Below are 12,772 nucleotides of genomic sequence, written 5' to 3' on the forward strand. Positions count from 1 at the left end.
CCGGTGATCACCGCACGGCGCCTCATGCCCGGTCGGCACCGGCCGTGCGTGTCACGGCGAGGGCGGCGCCAAGAGTGGGGTAGACGGGCACGGCGTGGGCGAGCCGGCTGATCTGCAGGATGCGCAGGACCCGCCCCTCGGGGCAGACGAGGCGCAGCTCGCCCTTCCTCTCGCGCAGCAGGGTGCGGACGGCCATGAGGGTGCTCAGCCCGTCCACGTCGGTGTAGGACAGCTCGGACAGGTCCACGATCAGGCGCAGCGGGTGCCGGCCCTCCTTGACCACGGAGGCCACGCTGTCGCGCAGCTCCGGGGCCGTGCCGGTGTCGAGGATCCCCCTGACCTCCATCACGGCCCAGCCGTTCTTCTCCCAGTGCGACGCCAGGAACAGGGTCATGGCCATGGCGGCCTCCTGCGCTTCTGGTTCCTTGATTCGCCTGAGTGCAATGCCCGTCCGGGCTCCGGGGCCCGGATTGCCTTCGACTGTTCCTGTACCCCGTTCCGCTCATCTCATCTTGACCGGACACCGCTCAAGTCTTATCCAGGTGAGTGGGGAGGTTGGACCCACACCCGCAGCCCGGAGGGTCGGCTGACAATGAACGGGACCCGCCCGCGGAACACCCGGTCGCAGCGCTTGCTGGAGGAACGCACCGCCGATCTCCAGAGGGTGAAGGCCGAGTACGACAACTACCGCAAGCGGGTGCACCGCGACCGTATGGCGGTCCGCGAGATCGCGGTGGCCAACGTGCTGCGCGCTCTGCTGCCGGTGCTGGACGCCGTCGACCGTGCGTGCGAACACGAGCCCATGACACGGGGCCTGAAGGACATCGCCGACACCCTGGAGACCCAGCTCGGCTCGCTGGGCCTGCAGGCGTTCGGTGAGGAGGGCGAACCCTTCGACCCCACCCGCCACGACGCCGTGACACACCACCTGTCCCCGGACGCCGACCGCCTGACCTGCACGGAGATCCTGCGCCCCGGCTACCGGCTCGGGGACCACCTGCTGCGTCCGGCCCACGTGGAGGTCACCGGTCCGCCCCCGCACGGCGCGAACCCGGACCGGCCGCTTCCTTGAGTCCCGCCCCAGCCTTGAGTCCCATCGGAGACTTGAGTCCCACCGGAGCCTTGAGTCCCGCCGCGGCCCTCAGTCCCGGTCCGCCGCCTCCCCTGGAGTTTCACCGACGGGGACCAGGCGTCCGTGGGGGCCGTCACCGTGCCACGGACGCAGTCTGGGCCACCAGCCCGGTACCGCCCGGCGGTACGCTTCGTACGCCTGGCCGAACCTGCGTCTCAGCGCCGGCTCCTCGTACCACTTGGCAAACGCCCCCATCATCGTTCCGGCGAACAGCCCGTACGCCGGCAAGACCGGTCGGCCCAGCAGCAGTGCCTGACCGCCGATCGCCGCCATGACCGCGACGTACATCGGGTTGCGCACATGGCGGTACAGCCCGCCCACCACCAAATGCTCAGTCGGGGCGACCGGCGCCGGAGTGCCGAGGCTTTCCACCACGAATCGCACGAAGGCTTGCACCAGCACCACCGCGGCGGCCGCGACAAGGACGCCGCCCAGCAGCCGGTCGGCGAGCCATGACTGACCGGACTGCGGAGGCGAAGCGCGCTGCCTGTCGCGTCAGCTGCCGGTTGTCAGCAGTTGGGCTGTCTCGCGAGCCGCTTGCCGTGCCGTGCGGCCAACGCCGATCAGCGTGGCGGAGGCGGGGCCGGTCCAGTCGCCGTAGCCGAGCAGATGCAGGCGCGGCTCGTCCACTGCGCGGGTGCCTGTCGTGGCGATGTGGCCGCGTCTGCCGCGAAGTTGGAGCGGGGCGAGGTGGGAGAGGGAGGGCCGGAAGCCGGTGCACCAGATGATCGCGTCGGCCTCGGAGCGGGTGCCGTCGGCCCACTCGACGCCGCCAGGTACGAGACGGCTGAACATCGCGCTCGCCCTGAGCAGACCCCGGTCGCGAGCCTCGCGTACGGGCGGTACGGCGACGATGTCGCCGAGCGAGGCGACGCCGCCGGTGTCCGTACGACCCTCGTCGAGGGCTCGCCGGCGGGCGGTTGCCACGTCGAAGAGGACGCGCCCGTCGATGTCGTCGGCCAGGAAGCGGGGCGGGCGCTGGGTGGCCCAGGTCAGCTGGGCGCCATACGCCAGGTCGGCGGCGATCTGAGCGCCGGAGTTGCCCCCGCCCACCACGATCACTCGCTGGCCCGCGAAGTCAGCGGGGCTGCGGTACTCCACCGTGTGCAGCCGGCGGCCCCCGAACGCCGCGTAGCCGGGGACGGCGGGAAGGAAGGGGCGCCACCAGGTGCCGGTCGCGCTGATGACCGCGCGGGCGTGCCAGGTGCCGGAGTCCGTCTCGACGCGCAGGAGTTGGCCGTCCCGGTGGACGCCGAGGACGCGGACGGGCCGCTCCACCGGAAGCTCGTAGCGCTTCTCGTAGTCGGCGAGGTACTCCACCACGTGCTGCGCGTCGGGGTAGGTCTGGCCGGTCTGCGCCGGCATGAAGCGCCCGGGCAGCGAGGAGTACGCGGCCGGGGAGAACAGCCGAAGCGAGTCCCAGGCGTACTGCCAGGCGCCGCCCGGCGCGGCCTGGGCGTCGAGGATGGCGAACTCCAGGCCGAGGCGGCGCAGGTGGTATCCGGCGGCGAGCCCAGCCTGGCCGCCGCCGATCACCACCACCTGCGTCTTGTCGGTCACTCGGCCGATCGTCCGGGCATGAAGACGAGCGCGACCAGGGCCAGCCCGACGATGCCGCCGACGAGTTGCATGCCGATGAAGCCCGGGACCGAGCCGGGCGCGATGCCCGCGAAGGTGTCGGTGAAGGCACGGCCGATGGTCACCGCCGGGTTGGCGAAGGACGTGGAGGACGTGAACCAGTACGCGGCGCCGATGTACGAGGCGACGGCCACGGGCGCGAACTGCAGGCGATGGGCGCGCGCCAGGCCGAAGATCAGCAGGATCAGGCCCGCGGTGGCGACGACCTCACCGAGCAGCAGGTTCCCGGCGGACCGGTCGTGCGTGGACCACTTCACCAGCGGCTCGCCGAACATCGCGTCCGCCAGGATCGCGCCCGCGATCGCGCCCACGATCTGCGCGGGCAGATAAACAGCGACCTCACGCGGGGTGACCCCGGCGCCGCCGCGTCGGGCCGTCCACCACTCGGCCAGCGTGACGACCGGGTTGAAGTGCGCGCCGGAGACCGGGCCGAGCAGGAGGATCAGGATGCCGAGACCGAAGACGGTGGCCGTGGAGTTGGCCAGCAGCTGGAGGCCGACGTCCTTGGTCAGTTCGGTGGCCTGGATGCCGGAGCCGACCACGACCGCCACCAGCAGGGCGGTGCCTATGAGCTCGGCGGAGGCCCGGGCGACCAGGGGGGTACGCGGCGCAGTGGCGCCGGGGGCGGGATCGACGGACTCGGGTGCGGGAGGGGCTGTCGCGGACTCCGCGGGCGGGGCGGCTTCGGCGGCGGTCATGGGCAGGCCCTCTTGTTCTCGGCGGAGCCGCGAGCGGACTCGGCCAGGTCGGCGAACTGGGCGGCGAGTGAGGCGATGACGTCGGGCTTGAGCCGGTAGTAGGTGAACCGGCCGCACGGCTCCGTCTCGACGACTCCGGCCTCGCGCAGCACTCTCAGGTGGTTGGAGAGGTTGGTCTGCCGGGCACCGGTCTCCTCCACGAGGTGGGTGGTGCACAGCGTCTCTTTGGCGAGCAGGGTCACGATTCGGAGCCTGAGCGGGTCGGCCAGCACCCGGATCAGGTCAGTGTCGACTGACGTCATCATGTGCTGATACTGTCACATCAGTGGTGGCTGACACCACCGGGTGCTGATGTCATCGCACTTGATGCCGTCGTGAGACAAGAGAGACCTCTGATGTCCGACAAGCCCTCCGTGCTGTTCGTCTGCGTCCACAACGCCGGCCGTTCCCAGATGGCCGCCGCGTGGCTGGCCCACTTGGCCGGGGACCGTGTCGAGGTCCGTTCCGCCGGCTCCAACCCGGGCGCCGACGTGAACCCGGCCGCCGTCGAGGCCATGGCCGAGGTCGGCATCGACATCTCCGCCGAGGTCCCGAAGATGCTCACCGTGGACGCGGTCAAGGAGTCCGACGTCTGCATCACCATGGGCTGCGGCGACACCTGCCCGGTCTTCCCCGGCAAGCGGTACCTGGACTGGCAGCTGGAGGACCCGGCGGGCCAGGGCGTGGAGGCCGTCCGCCCGATCCGTGACGAGATCAAGGTGCTGGTCGAGGGCCTGATCAAGGAGATCGCGCCGGAGCCCCGGGCGTGAGCACGAGCCCCGCAACGAAGCGGCGCCCGAGTCAGCCGAAGCCAACCCGAGCGCTGCACCGCAGGTCAGAAGGGATCTCCCCTCCCCTGCATCGGTAGGCCCTGTGGGACTCGAACCCACAACCAATGGATTAAAAGTCCACTGCTCTGCCAATTGAGCTAAGGGCCCTGGCGATGTTGCTCCCCCGAGCATAGCCGGACGTGGCCGGGTCGCCGATCGGGTATCGGTGAGCCGGCCACGACGAACGGTCGGAACCGGGCGGAACGTCAGGGATCGACCGGATCCGGAGCGCCCGCGCGGGCCGCCTGACGGGCGAGGGTGCGTTGGTGGTCCGGGTTGAGGAACCAGTGGCGGGCGGAGCCCAGCCACCAGGTCGCGGCGAAGCCGAGGACGACCAGGACCGCGATGGGGGCGTAGTTGAAGGTCTCCCAGGTGACCGGGGACACCTGGGGCAGCATGAAGAGGATCGTGATGACGGCCACCCAGGCCACGGAGATCACCCCTACGACGCGCGACCAGCGCCCCAGATGCCAAGGCCCTCGTTCGAAGGAATCGCCCTTGCGGAGGCGGAGCAACGTCGGGATGACGTACGCGATGTAGAGGCCGATCACGGCGATCGACGTCACCGCCGCGTACGCGGTCACATTGATCAGGTACGGGAGGCCGAGCACCAACGCCCCCAGCGCCGCCAGCCACACCGCCGCGACCGGTGTGCGCGTGCGCGGGCTCACCGTGTGCCACACGTGTGAGAAAGGCAACGCCCCGTCGCGCGAAAAGGCATAGATCATGCGGGAGTTGGCGGTCACGGACGCCATGCCGCAGAACAGCTGGGCGCCGATCGCCACCAGCAGAAGCAGTTTGCCCGCCGTCGCGCCGAGCGCGTCGAGGAGGATCTGGGCGGGCGGCACCCCCGTGGCGGACCCGAGGGCGCCGTCGTACGACTGGATCGCGAAGGTGAAGCCCAGCAGCAGGACGAAACCCGCGATCCACGACGTCCAGATGGAGCGGACGATGCCCTGAGGGCCGGCCGTGGACGCGTCGTGCGTCTCCTCGGTCATGTGCGCGGACGCGTCGTACCCGGTGAAGGTGTACTGCGCCATCAACAGGCCGAGGAGGACGACGTACAGGCCGCTGCCCCACCCCGTGTTGTTCACGAACTCCGTGAACACGAACGACGCCGACTGGTGCCGGTCCGGTACGAGGGCCAGCGCGCCCACGATCACCGCGACACCCAGCACGTGCCACCACACGCTGATGCTGTTGAGGAGGCCGACGATGCGTACGCCGAAGGTGTTGAGGAGTCCGTGGAGCAGGAGGATCCCGGCGAAGAGCAGGACTGTCCGGCCGGGAGTGACCTCGAAGCCGAACTCGAGGTTCAGATACGCCCCCAGGAACGACGCCGCCCCGAAGTCGATGCCCGCCGTCACCGCCACCTGGCCGAGGACGTTGAACCACCCCGTGAACCATGCCCAGGCGGCCGCGCTCCTGGCCGGTGCCAGCCGATGGGCCCAGAAGTACAACCCGGCGGACGTCGGATAGGCCGAACAGATCTCGGCCATCGCGAGCCCGACGATCAGCGTCATCAGGCCGACCGCGACCCAGCCCCAGGTGATCACGGCGGGGCCGCCGGTGTTCATGCCGAACAGGTACAGCGTCAGACAGCCCGACAGGACCGAGATGATCGTGAAGGAGACCGCGTAATTGGCGAACGCCGACATGCGGCGGGCGAGAACCTGCGTGTAGCCCAGCTGGGCCAGCCGTTCCTCGTCGGAGACGGCCTGCGCGGAGGCGGTGGCCTCGGAGTCGCGCGCGGAGGGAGTTGTCATGCCCCCAGCGATTCCCTCACCGGGGGCATGACATGCGCCAAGTGGCGTCCTGTTTGGCTAAAAAACGCCCTTAGCGCGTGCCCTGGCCGCCGGTGAAAGCGACCGTGCCCGTCGCCTTCAGGGCGCCGCCGCTGCCGTCCACGGGCGTGCCGGTGAGCTCCCAGGTGTAGCTGCCGTCGATGACGTACCGGCCGTCGCCGGTCCGGCCGTTCCACGAGAACGAGACGGCGGCGGCGTACTCCTCGGCCGCCCCCGTGAACACCGTGCGCCCTGCCTTGTTCCGGACCGTCACCCGGGCATCGGTGACGGGTTTGGACAGCTGCCAGTCGGCGTCCCACACGCTGTCGGCCGCGGACTTGAGGTCCACGGACTTGTCGACCCGCGACTCGATCTCGGCCACCGGCGACGTGGGCACGCCGGAGTCGACCACCGTGATCTGCGCGCTCTTCTCCTTCGCGTACGCGACCGCGCCGCCGAAGCGGTCGGCCTCCACGATCGGGTACGCGTACTGGAACGTGAAGGCCTCGATCGTGCGCGGCGCGTCCCCGACCGGGGTCAGGTCGAGCCGGCCGCGGTCCCCGTCGTACGCCACCACATAGCCGTCGCCGAGGGTGCCGCGCGGGGCGTACGACGACTGCTGGGTCTGTGTGTTGTAGATGCCGTGGCCGTCGCTGATCGACCCCGAGGGATAGCAGTCCCAGTACAGCCAGGGCCCGACGGCCTGCAGGTGCTGCGGCAGGCAGCCGTTGTAGGTGATCGGGTCCGTGGCCGTCGTCTCACCGGTCTTGAGGTCGACGGCCTGGAGCGTGCCCTCCGTGTCGCCCGGCATCCACAGCTTGGTGCCCCATACCGCGAGCCCGCCCTGGCCCTGCCGGACCCGGAGCACCTTCGCCCCGCCGGACGCGTCCAGGTCGACGACGTACTGCCGGTCGTCCAGACCGCGCCCGCTGTCCCCGAACACCACATAGCGTCCGGAGGCCGAACGCACCTCCGAGTAGTGGTCGCTGCCCGTCGGCATCTTCTCGCCGGTCTGCGGGTCCACGGCCGGTACGACGGTCTTCGTGCCGTCCGCCGCCAGCACGACCAGGATCTGGTCGCCGCTCGCGTCGGTGGAGGCGACTACCGTGCGGCCGTCTCCCGTGCCGACCGGCCGCCGGTGGTCGTACAGGCGCTGCGCCGTCTCACCGGTCGTCTGCGCGTCCGGCCGCGCGAGCAACGACCGCTCGCCCGGCGACGGGGCCGCGCCGAGAGTGATCTGCCGTTGGAAGAGCGCCGGCAGGTACGTGGTGTCGGACTCGGCCGTGACCAGGTGCCCGGCCGTGAGAGACAGCCGCGAGAGGTTCCCCTCCTTGGGCGCCACCTCGCGCACCGTACGCAGCGCGGGAGCCCCGTCGTCGCCCACGGAGACCCGGCGCACCGCCCAGTCCTGTGCCGAGGCGCCGCCGGTGACGGCCACGCCGCCGCCCGGGACCTGCGCCATACGCCGGCCGGCGTGCTCCAGCAGGGTCCTGGGCTCGCCGCCGGCGATCGGCAGGGCCGTGAGCGGGGCGCCCTGGCGGACCAGGAAGTCGCTCTCGCTCTGCTCGTACTGGCGCGTGGTCAGCAGCCAGTCGCCGACGAGCCCGAGCCGCGGGGTGCCCTCGCCGCCGGAGCCGAGCTCGATCTTGGTGTCGGCCGCCTCCGGGGTGGCGCGGGGCAGTACGCGGGCCGTGGTGTTGCCGCCCTCGGGCGAGTACCAGGCGAGGTACCCGTCGGAGAACACGACCCGGGCGTTCGCGCCGGTGGCGCCCGGAAGCACCGGGGTGACCTCGGCCGTCGCCAGGTCCAGCAGGCCGACGCCGCGGGTGCCGTCGGGGTGCGCGTACCAGATCGCCACCGAACGGTCGTCGCCGCCGAGCGTCATGCCGTCCTCGGCGACCCAGCCGTTCAGCCCGGTGACGAGGGTGTCGGTGAGTTGTCCGTCGGCCATGCGCAGCACGTGCAGGACGTCCTCGTTGCCGTCCGCGTCCCGGGTGGCGGTGAGCACGTACGAGCCGAAAACGCCGCGGTAGAAGTGGCCGTCGGGAAGCGTGTACTTGGTGGTGGTGCCGGACTTCATGTCCTTCAGCAGCAGCCCGGTCGGGCGGTCGTAGATCGCCACGACGTCCCCGCTGGTGACGGAGACGTGGCTCCCTCCCCCTCCGTCGATCGAGTTGATGTCGTCGTACGGGGACGAGGCGGGCAGGTCGACCGGGGTACCGCCGTCGGGTGTCCAGCGGTAGTAGCCGAGCGCGCTCGCGTCCTTGACCTCCGTGCGCTCCACGACGCCGCCGGGCCCGGCTCCGTACACGGGGTTGGCGACCGGCTCGAAGCGGTCCGGGGCCGGGATCGTCAGCGAGGGGGTCTCGGCATGGGCGTTCGACAGGAGGAAGGGCAGGGTTCCGCCGGCGGCCGCGAGGGCCACGGCGGCGGCGAGTCCGCCGCGTACGAGCGATCGTCTTCGGTTCGGCTTGTGGCGTCCGGCCACGGAGCACCTCCAAGAGGCATGGGAGAGGAGGCGGTTCGACACGGACACACGAGGGTCGACGCGGAACCGTCCTCCGGAAGGCGCCGCAAAGTAACACAGGGCCCGGACCGTATTCGAACGGGTACGCGAATCCCTTATGACCAGCCAAAACGGGCGCATGTGAGTCACGAAAAGGGCCCGGACGACGAGTCGTCCGGGCCCTGATGGTGCTGTCAGAAATCAACCGTTGCGCTTCCAGCGCGGCTTGTCGTCACGGCGGCCGAAGGAACCGGTACCGGTACCGGAGCCGGCGCCACGGTGATCGTCACGACGGCCGTACGGACGGTCGTGGCCACCGGAGCGGAAGCCGCCGGAGGGACGGTCGCCCTGCCGGTCACGGTTGAACGGGCGGTCGCTGCCCCGGTGGCCGGACGGACGGTCGTCGCGCCGGAACCCGCCACGCTCGCCGTCCCGGCGGTCGTCACGGCGGAACCCGCCCGACGGACGCTCGTCACGGCGGAACCCGCCACCCGACGGACGGTCGTTGCGGCGGTCGTCACGACGGAAGCCACCGCGCTCGCCGTCACGGCGGTCGGACGAACGGCCCCCACGGTCGCCGCCGTCCCGACGGAAGCCACCGCGGTCGTCATCGCGGCGGTCGTCGCGACGGAAGCCGCCCCGGTCACCGTCACGGCGGTCGTCACGGTTGAAGCCGCCCCGGTCGTTGTCACGACGGTCACGCTGGAAGCCGCCCGAGGAACGGTCGTCACGGCGGAAGCCCCCACGGTCACCGTCACGGCGGTCGTCGCGGCGGAACCCGCCACGGTCACCGTCGCGACGCTCGAAGGAACGGCCACCGCGGTCGCCGTCACGCCGCTCCCGGCGGTCATAGCTGCCGCGATCGTCACGACGCTGACGCGACTGCTCGTAGGACGGACGCTCCTCGCGCGCCGGCGCGGCAGCTTCCTGCGCACCCGCCTGCTCCGGCACGAACGCCAGGGCGCCGGTCTCCTCCGCCGCGGCCTCCACGACAGCGGCGGCCTCGGCCAGCGCGGCCTCCGGGTCGTCGCCCCGCTCGCGCGCGGCACGGGCGATCAGACGGTCCGCCTCCCCGCGCAGCTCGGTCGCACGCCGCTGCGCGCGCTCCAGCTGCTTGGTGAGATGCGAGACCTCGCGCTCGGCCTGCTGCGCGGCGTTGCCCGCAGACTCGGCCTGCACCTCGGTCATCGACCGGGCGCCGGTGATCTCCGCGACCTCCGGGTCGAAGGCGGCACCGCCCTGGATGATGTGGCGCGAGGCGTCGACGCCCGCGTCCTCCATGAGGCGGAAGATCTGGCGCCGCTGGTGCGGCAGCGACAGCGACACGACCGTGCCTGAGCGGCCGGCGCGGGCCGTACGGCCGGAGCGGTGCAGGTAGTCCTTGTGATCACCGGCCGGGTCCACGTTCAGGACCAGGTCGATGCCGTCGACGTGGATACCGCGGGCGGCGACGTCCGTGGCGACGAGCGCGTTGACGTAACCGTCCTTGAAGTCGGCCAGCGTCCGCGTCCGCGCGCCCTGCGTCATACCGCCGTGCAGCGCGTCGGCCTTCACGCCCGCGTCACGGAGCTGCTCGGCGATCCGGTCGGCGCCCAGCTGCGTACGTACGAAGATGATCGTGCGGCCCTTGCGGGAGGCGATCGCGGCGGTGACCGGCGCCTTGTCCTTGGGCTTCACGATGAGGATGTGGTGCGACATGGTCGTCACCGCGCCCTGGGCGGCGTCGACCTCGTGCGTGACCGGGTTGCTCAGGTAGCGCTTGACCAGCGTGGAGATCTCGTTCTCCATCGTGGCGGAGAAGAGCATGCGCTGGCCGCCGGCCGGGACCTGGTCGAGCAGTTCGGTGACCTCGGGCAGGAAGCCCAGGTCGGACATCTGGTCGGCCTCGTCGATCACGGCGACCTGGACGTTCTCCAGGGAGCAGGCGCCACGGTTGATGACGTCGCGCAGCCGGCCGGGCGTGGCGACCAGGATGTCGACGCCGCGCTCGAGGGCGTAGATCTGGTTGCCCATCGACGTACCGCCGCAGACGACCTTCATCTTCAGGCCGAGCACATCGCCGTACGGCTGGAGGGCGTCCGCGACCTGCATCGCGAGCTCACGGGTCGGGGTGAGGATGACGCCGCGGGGCTTCTTCTTCTCGGTGTGGCCACCGGCGAGCTGAGCGAGCAGCGGCAGACCGAAGGAGAGGGTCTTGCCGGAGCCCGTACGGCCACGGCCGAGGATGTCCTTGCCGGCCAGGGCGTCCGGGATGGTCGCGGCCTGGATCGGGAAGGGGACCGTCACGCCGTTCTGCGCGAGCTTGCGCACGACACCCTCGGGCAGCCCCAGGGAGCCGAAGGTGACCTCGGGCGCCTCGGGTGCCTCGGGTGCCTCGGTGGCCTCCGAAGCCTCGACGGCCTCGGGAGCCTGGGGCTCGACGGCCTGCCCGCCGTTGTCCACGGCCCCGTCCTCGGGCACAACGACGTGGTCAGTACTGGAAATGGACATGCGAATGCGAAACCTTCCGGAGTCTCGTCGGCACGCGCCCGTCAACTCCGTGTTCGCAATTCGAACCGCCTCAATGCGGTCAGCCACGGCAAGGGAGAGAACGCGCCACGCGGCGCGCTCTGTATTGGCGCCGGGCAAATGGGATCAAACGATCTACCACCATACGCACCCTCCACCCCTCAAGGCAAACTGAGTCGATCGGCCCAGGTCAGGGCTGGTCGGGGCGAGTTCAGGCCACTCAGCCGGTCGCGGACGGCCAGGGCACGACGGTGCCTGCTACGGCCGAGCGCGCCGCGCTCCAGATCAGCGTACGGGGACGCGCCGTCCAACATGCGCTCTTCAGCGTGGTGGGGCAGCATCCGCGCGCCGCGAGTGCCCTCCGGCTGCCCGGCAAGCACTCCCAGCCCAGGCTGAGGAGCCCAGCCATCGGCCGGCGCGTAGGCACGTCACGGGCCGGCCCATCGCTCCCGACGGCGTCCCGACCGGATCCGGGTCGGCGAGCGCCCGGTGCCCAGGCCGCTGCGATCGCCGGAGCGCACACGCCGGCGTGCGGAGGACGGGCGGCCCCGGCAGGCCGCTGAGCGGGCACGGCGAGCACTCGGCCTCGCCCGGGGGTGCCTTCTCGGCGTCGCCCGGAGCATCAGGCGCCGATTCCGGCATGCGGCGCCGGCTCCCGCTCGGCGAGCTGCGGCGTCGGCTCCGGGTGCGCCGAGGACGACGGCTCGGCGGTGGTCGGGGCCGACGACGGGGCGGGCTGCTCCTTCGTCTGCGTCGGCGCCGGCCCCGGAGTCGTACGCGTCGGAGTCGGCTCACCCGCCGTCGACGAGGGCTCACCCGGCTTCGGCTTCTTCTTCCCCGACTTGGACGGCGACTCGGACGTGCGCCTCGCGGCCGAGCGCGACTCCGACTTCGCCCCGGACGCGGACTCGCCCGGCTTCGCCGCACGCCGCTCGGCACCGTGCGCCCCGCCGCGCCCCGAGCCGCCGCCGGACACCGCCGAACCGCCGTCGGGCGCCTCACCGCCCCGCTGCCCCGCCGACTGCGACGGCCTGCCTCTGCTGTCCGCATCGTCGTCACCGACGCTCACGCAGCCGGCACTCACCGCTACGGCCAGGGCCACGGCGACCAGACGGACGGGTACGTACATGGCGCGCACGGCAGCCACCTCCGAGGCGGGGACGAGGAGTCCCCCTGCCCAACTCCCGCCGCCCACAAGAGGACACGCGCCCCGGAGCACGCACGCCTCACAGACCGGAACACGCCCGCCTCATAGAAGAGACTTCAGCCATATCCGAGCGCGTGCAGCCGCTCGTCGTCGATCCCGAAGTGGTGGGCGATCTCGTGTACCACCGTCACCTCGGTCTCGGCGACGACGTCCTCCCGCGACTCGCACATCCGCAGCGTCGGCCCGCGATAGATCGTGATCCGGTCCGGCAGGACACCGGCGTACCACTCCCCACGATCCGTCAGCGGAGTCCCTTCATACAGCCCGAGCAGCTCAGGATCGTCGCTCGGCGGTTCGTCCTCGACGAACACCGCCACGTTGTCCATCAGCCGCGTCAGCTCCGGCGGGATCCGGTCCAGGGCCTCGGAGACCAGTTCCTCGAACACCTCGCGCGTCATCTCCAGCACAAATCCATTGTCCGGCACGGACG

Annotated in this window: 12 protein-coding genes and 1 tRNA gene; 2 read left to right on the forward strand and 11 right to left on the reverse strand. The window is 71.2% G+C overall.

Translation table 11 applies throughout. From position 1 onward, the window contains the following. Positions 1–22: 22 nt before the first annotated feature. Positions 23–400 carry an STAS domain-containing protein gene (locus FGD71_RS16695; RefSeq protein WP_119101244.1) on the reverse strand — a complete coding sequence of 126 codons (378 nt, stop codon included), beginning with the start codon at positions 398–400 and terminating at the stop codon, positions 23–25. A 192-nt stretch (positions 401–592) separates the two neighbouring features. On the opposite strand from FGD71_RS16695, the gene grpE reads away from it, so the two are divergent. After that, positions 593–1,072, forward strand: coding sequence for a nucleotide exchange factor GrpE (gene grpE, locus FGD71_RS16700; RefSeq protein ID WP_119101245.1), 480 nt, complete (start codon positions 593–595; stop codon positions 1,070–1,072). A gap of 69 nt (positions 1,073–1,141) precedes the next feature. Here the strand turns inward: grpE and FGD71_RS16705 are convergent, their stop codons facing one another. Genes FGD71_RS16705 through FGD71_RS16720 form a run of 4 tightly spaced genes read right to left on the reverse strand, consistent with a single transcriptional unit; the run spans position 1,142 to position 3,773 of the window. Then, a complete protein-coding gene (locus FGD71_RS16705) occupies positions 1,142–1,570 on the reverse strand; it encodes a methyltransferase family protein (protein ID WP_119101246.1) in 429 nt (142 codons plus the stop codon). 57 nt (positions 1,571–1,627) lie between these two features. Then, positions 1,628–2,692 (reverse strand): ArsO family NAD(P)H-dependent flavin-containing monooxygenase, encoded by a 1,065-nt coding sequence (locus tag FGD71_RS16710; protein ID WP_119101247.1) that lies wholly within the window; start codon positions 2,690–2,692, stop codon positions 1,628–1,630. Further along, positions 2,689–3,468 (reverse strand): aquaporin, encoded by a 780-nt coding sequence (locus tag FGD71_RS16715; protein WP_119101248.1) that lies wholly within the window; start codon positions 3,466–3,468, stop codon positions 2,689–2,691. The genes FGD71_RS16710 and FGD71_RS16715 overlap by 4 nt, the downstream gene beginning before the upstream one ends. Next, positions 3,465–3,773 carry an ArsR/SmtB family transcription factor gene (locus tag FGD71_RS16720; RefSeq protein WP_119101249.1) on the reverse strand — a complete coding sequence of 103 codons (309 nt, stop codon included), beginning with the start codon at positions 3,771–3,773 and terminating at the stop codon, positions 3,465–3,467. Before FGD71_RS16720 ends, FGD71_RS16715 begins: the two co-directional genes overlap by 4 nt. Positions 3,774–3,863: 90 nt before the next feature. Between FGD71_RS16720 and FGD71_RS16725 the strand changes: the two genes are divergently transcribed. Further along, positions 3,864–4,277, forward strand: a complete 414-nt coding sequence (locus FGD71_RS16725) for an arsenate reductase ArsC (protein WP_119101250.1) — start codon at positions 3,864–3,866, stop codon at positions 4,275–4,277. 95 nt (positions 4,278–4,372) lie between these two features. Here FGD71_RS16725 and FGD71_RS16730 read toward each other — a convergent pair. From FGD71_RS16730 to FGD71_RS16755, 6 genes are all read right to left on the reverse strand, one after another. Beyond that, positions 4,373–4,445, reverse strand: a tRNA-Lys gene (locus FGD71_RS16730). Positions 4,446–4,543: 98 nt separating this feature from the next. Then, entirely contained in the window at positions 4,544–6,103 is a 1,560-nt protein-coding gene (locus tag FGD71_RS16735; RefSeq protein WP_119101251.1) for an amino acid permease, read from the reverse strand. A gap of 70 nt (positions 6,104–6,173) precedes the next feature. Further along, complete coding sequence (locus FGD71_RS16740) at positions 6,174–8,609, reverse strand: FlgD immunoglobulin-like domain containing protein (protein ID WP_119101252.1); 2,436 nt, start codon at positions 8,607–8,609, stop codon at positions 6,174–6,176. Between the two features lie 219 nt (positions 8,610–8,828). Next, positions 8,829–11,117: a DEAD/DEAH box helicase gene (locus tag FGD71_RS16745; RefSeq protein WP_119101253.1), complete on the reverse strand. Its 2,289-nt coding sequence runs from the start codon at positions 11,115–11,117 to the stop codon at positions 8,829–8,831. A gap of 640 nt (positions 11,118–11,757) precedes the next feature. Next, on the reverse strand, positions 11,758–12,264 hold the full coding sequence (locus FGD71_RS47425; protein ID WP_244951216.1) for a hypothetical protein: 507 nt from the start codon (positions 12,262–12,264) through the stop codon (positions 11,758–11,760). Between the two features lie 134 nt (positions 12,265–12,398). After that, the gene (locus FGD71_RS16755; RefSeq protein WP_181359219.1) at positions 12,399–12,749 is read right to left on the reverse strand and encodes a metallopeptidase family protein; all 351 of its coding nucleotides are present in this window, start codon (positions 12,747–12,749) and stop codon (positions 12,399–12,401) included. Positions 12,750–12,772: the final 23 nt, after the last annotated feature.

Source organism: Streptomyces sporangiiformans (genome assembly GCF_005768555.2).
Classification (GTDB): domain Bacteria; phylum Actinomycetota; class Actinomycetes; order Streptomycetales; family Streptomycetaceae; genus Streptomyces; species Streptomyces sporangiiformans.

Coding starts and splice junctions, on each gene's coding strand:
- FGD71_RS16695 (WP_119101244.1), bottom strand. CDS start 400: ATGGCCATGACCCTGTTCCTGGCGTCGCACTGGGAGAAGAACGGCTGG.
- grpE (WP_119101245.1), top strand. CDS start 593: ATGAACGGGACCCGCCCGCGGAACACCCGGTCGCAGCGCTTGCTGGAG.
- FGD71_RS16715 (WP_119101248.1), bottom strand. CDS start 3,468: ATGACCGCCGCCGAAGCCGCCCCGCCCGCGGAGTCCGCGACAGCCCCT.
- FGD71_RS16720 (WP_119101249.1), bottom strand. CDS start 3,773: ATGATGACGTCAGTCGACACTGACCTGATCCGGGTGCTGGCCGACCCG.
- FGD71_RS16725 (WP_119101250.1), top strand. CDS start 3,864: ATGTCCGACAAGCCCTCCGTGCTGTTCGTCTGCGTCCACAACGCCGGC.
- FGD71_RS16735 (WP_119101251.1), bottom strand. CDS start 6,103: ATGACAACTCCCTCCGCGCGCGACTCCGAGGCCACCGCCTCCGCGCAG.
- FGD71_RS16745 (WP_119101253.1), bottom strand. CDS start 11,117: ATGTCCATTTCCAGTACTGACCACGTCGTTGTGCCCGAGGACGGGGCC.
- FGD71_RS47425 (WP_244951216.1), bottom strand. CDS start 12,264: ATGTACGTACCCGTCCGTCTGGTCGCCGTGGCCCTGGCCGTAGCGGTG.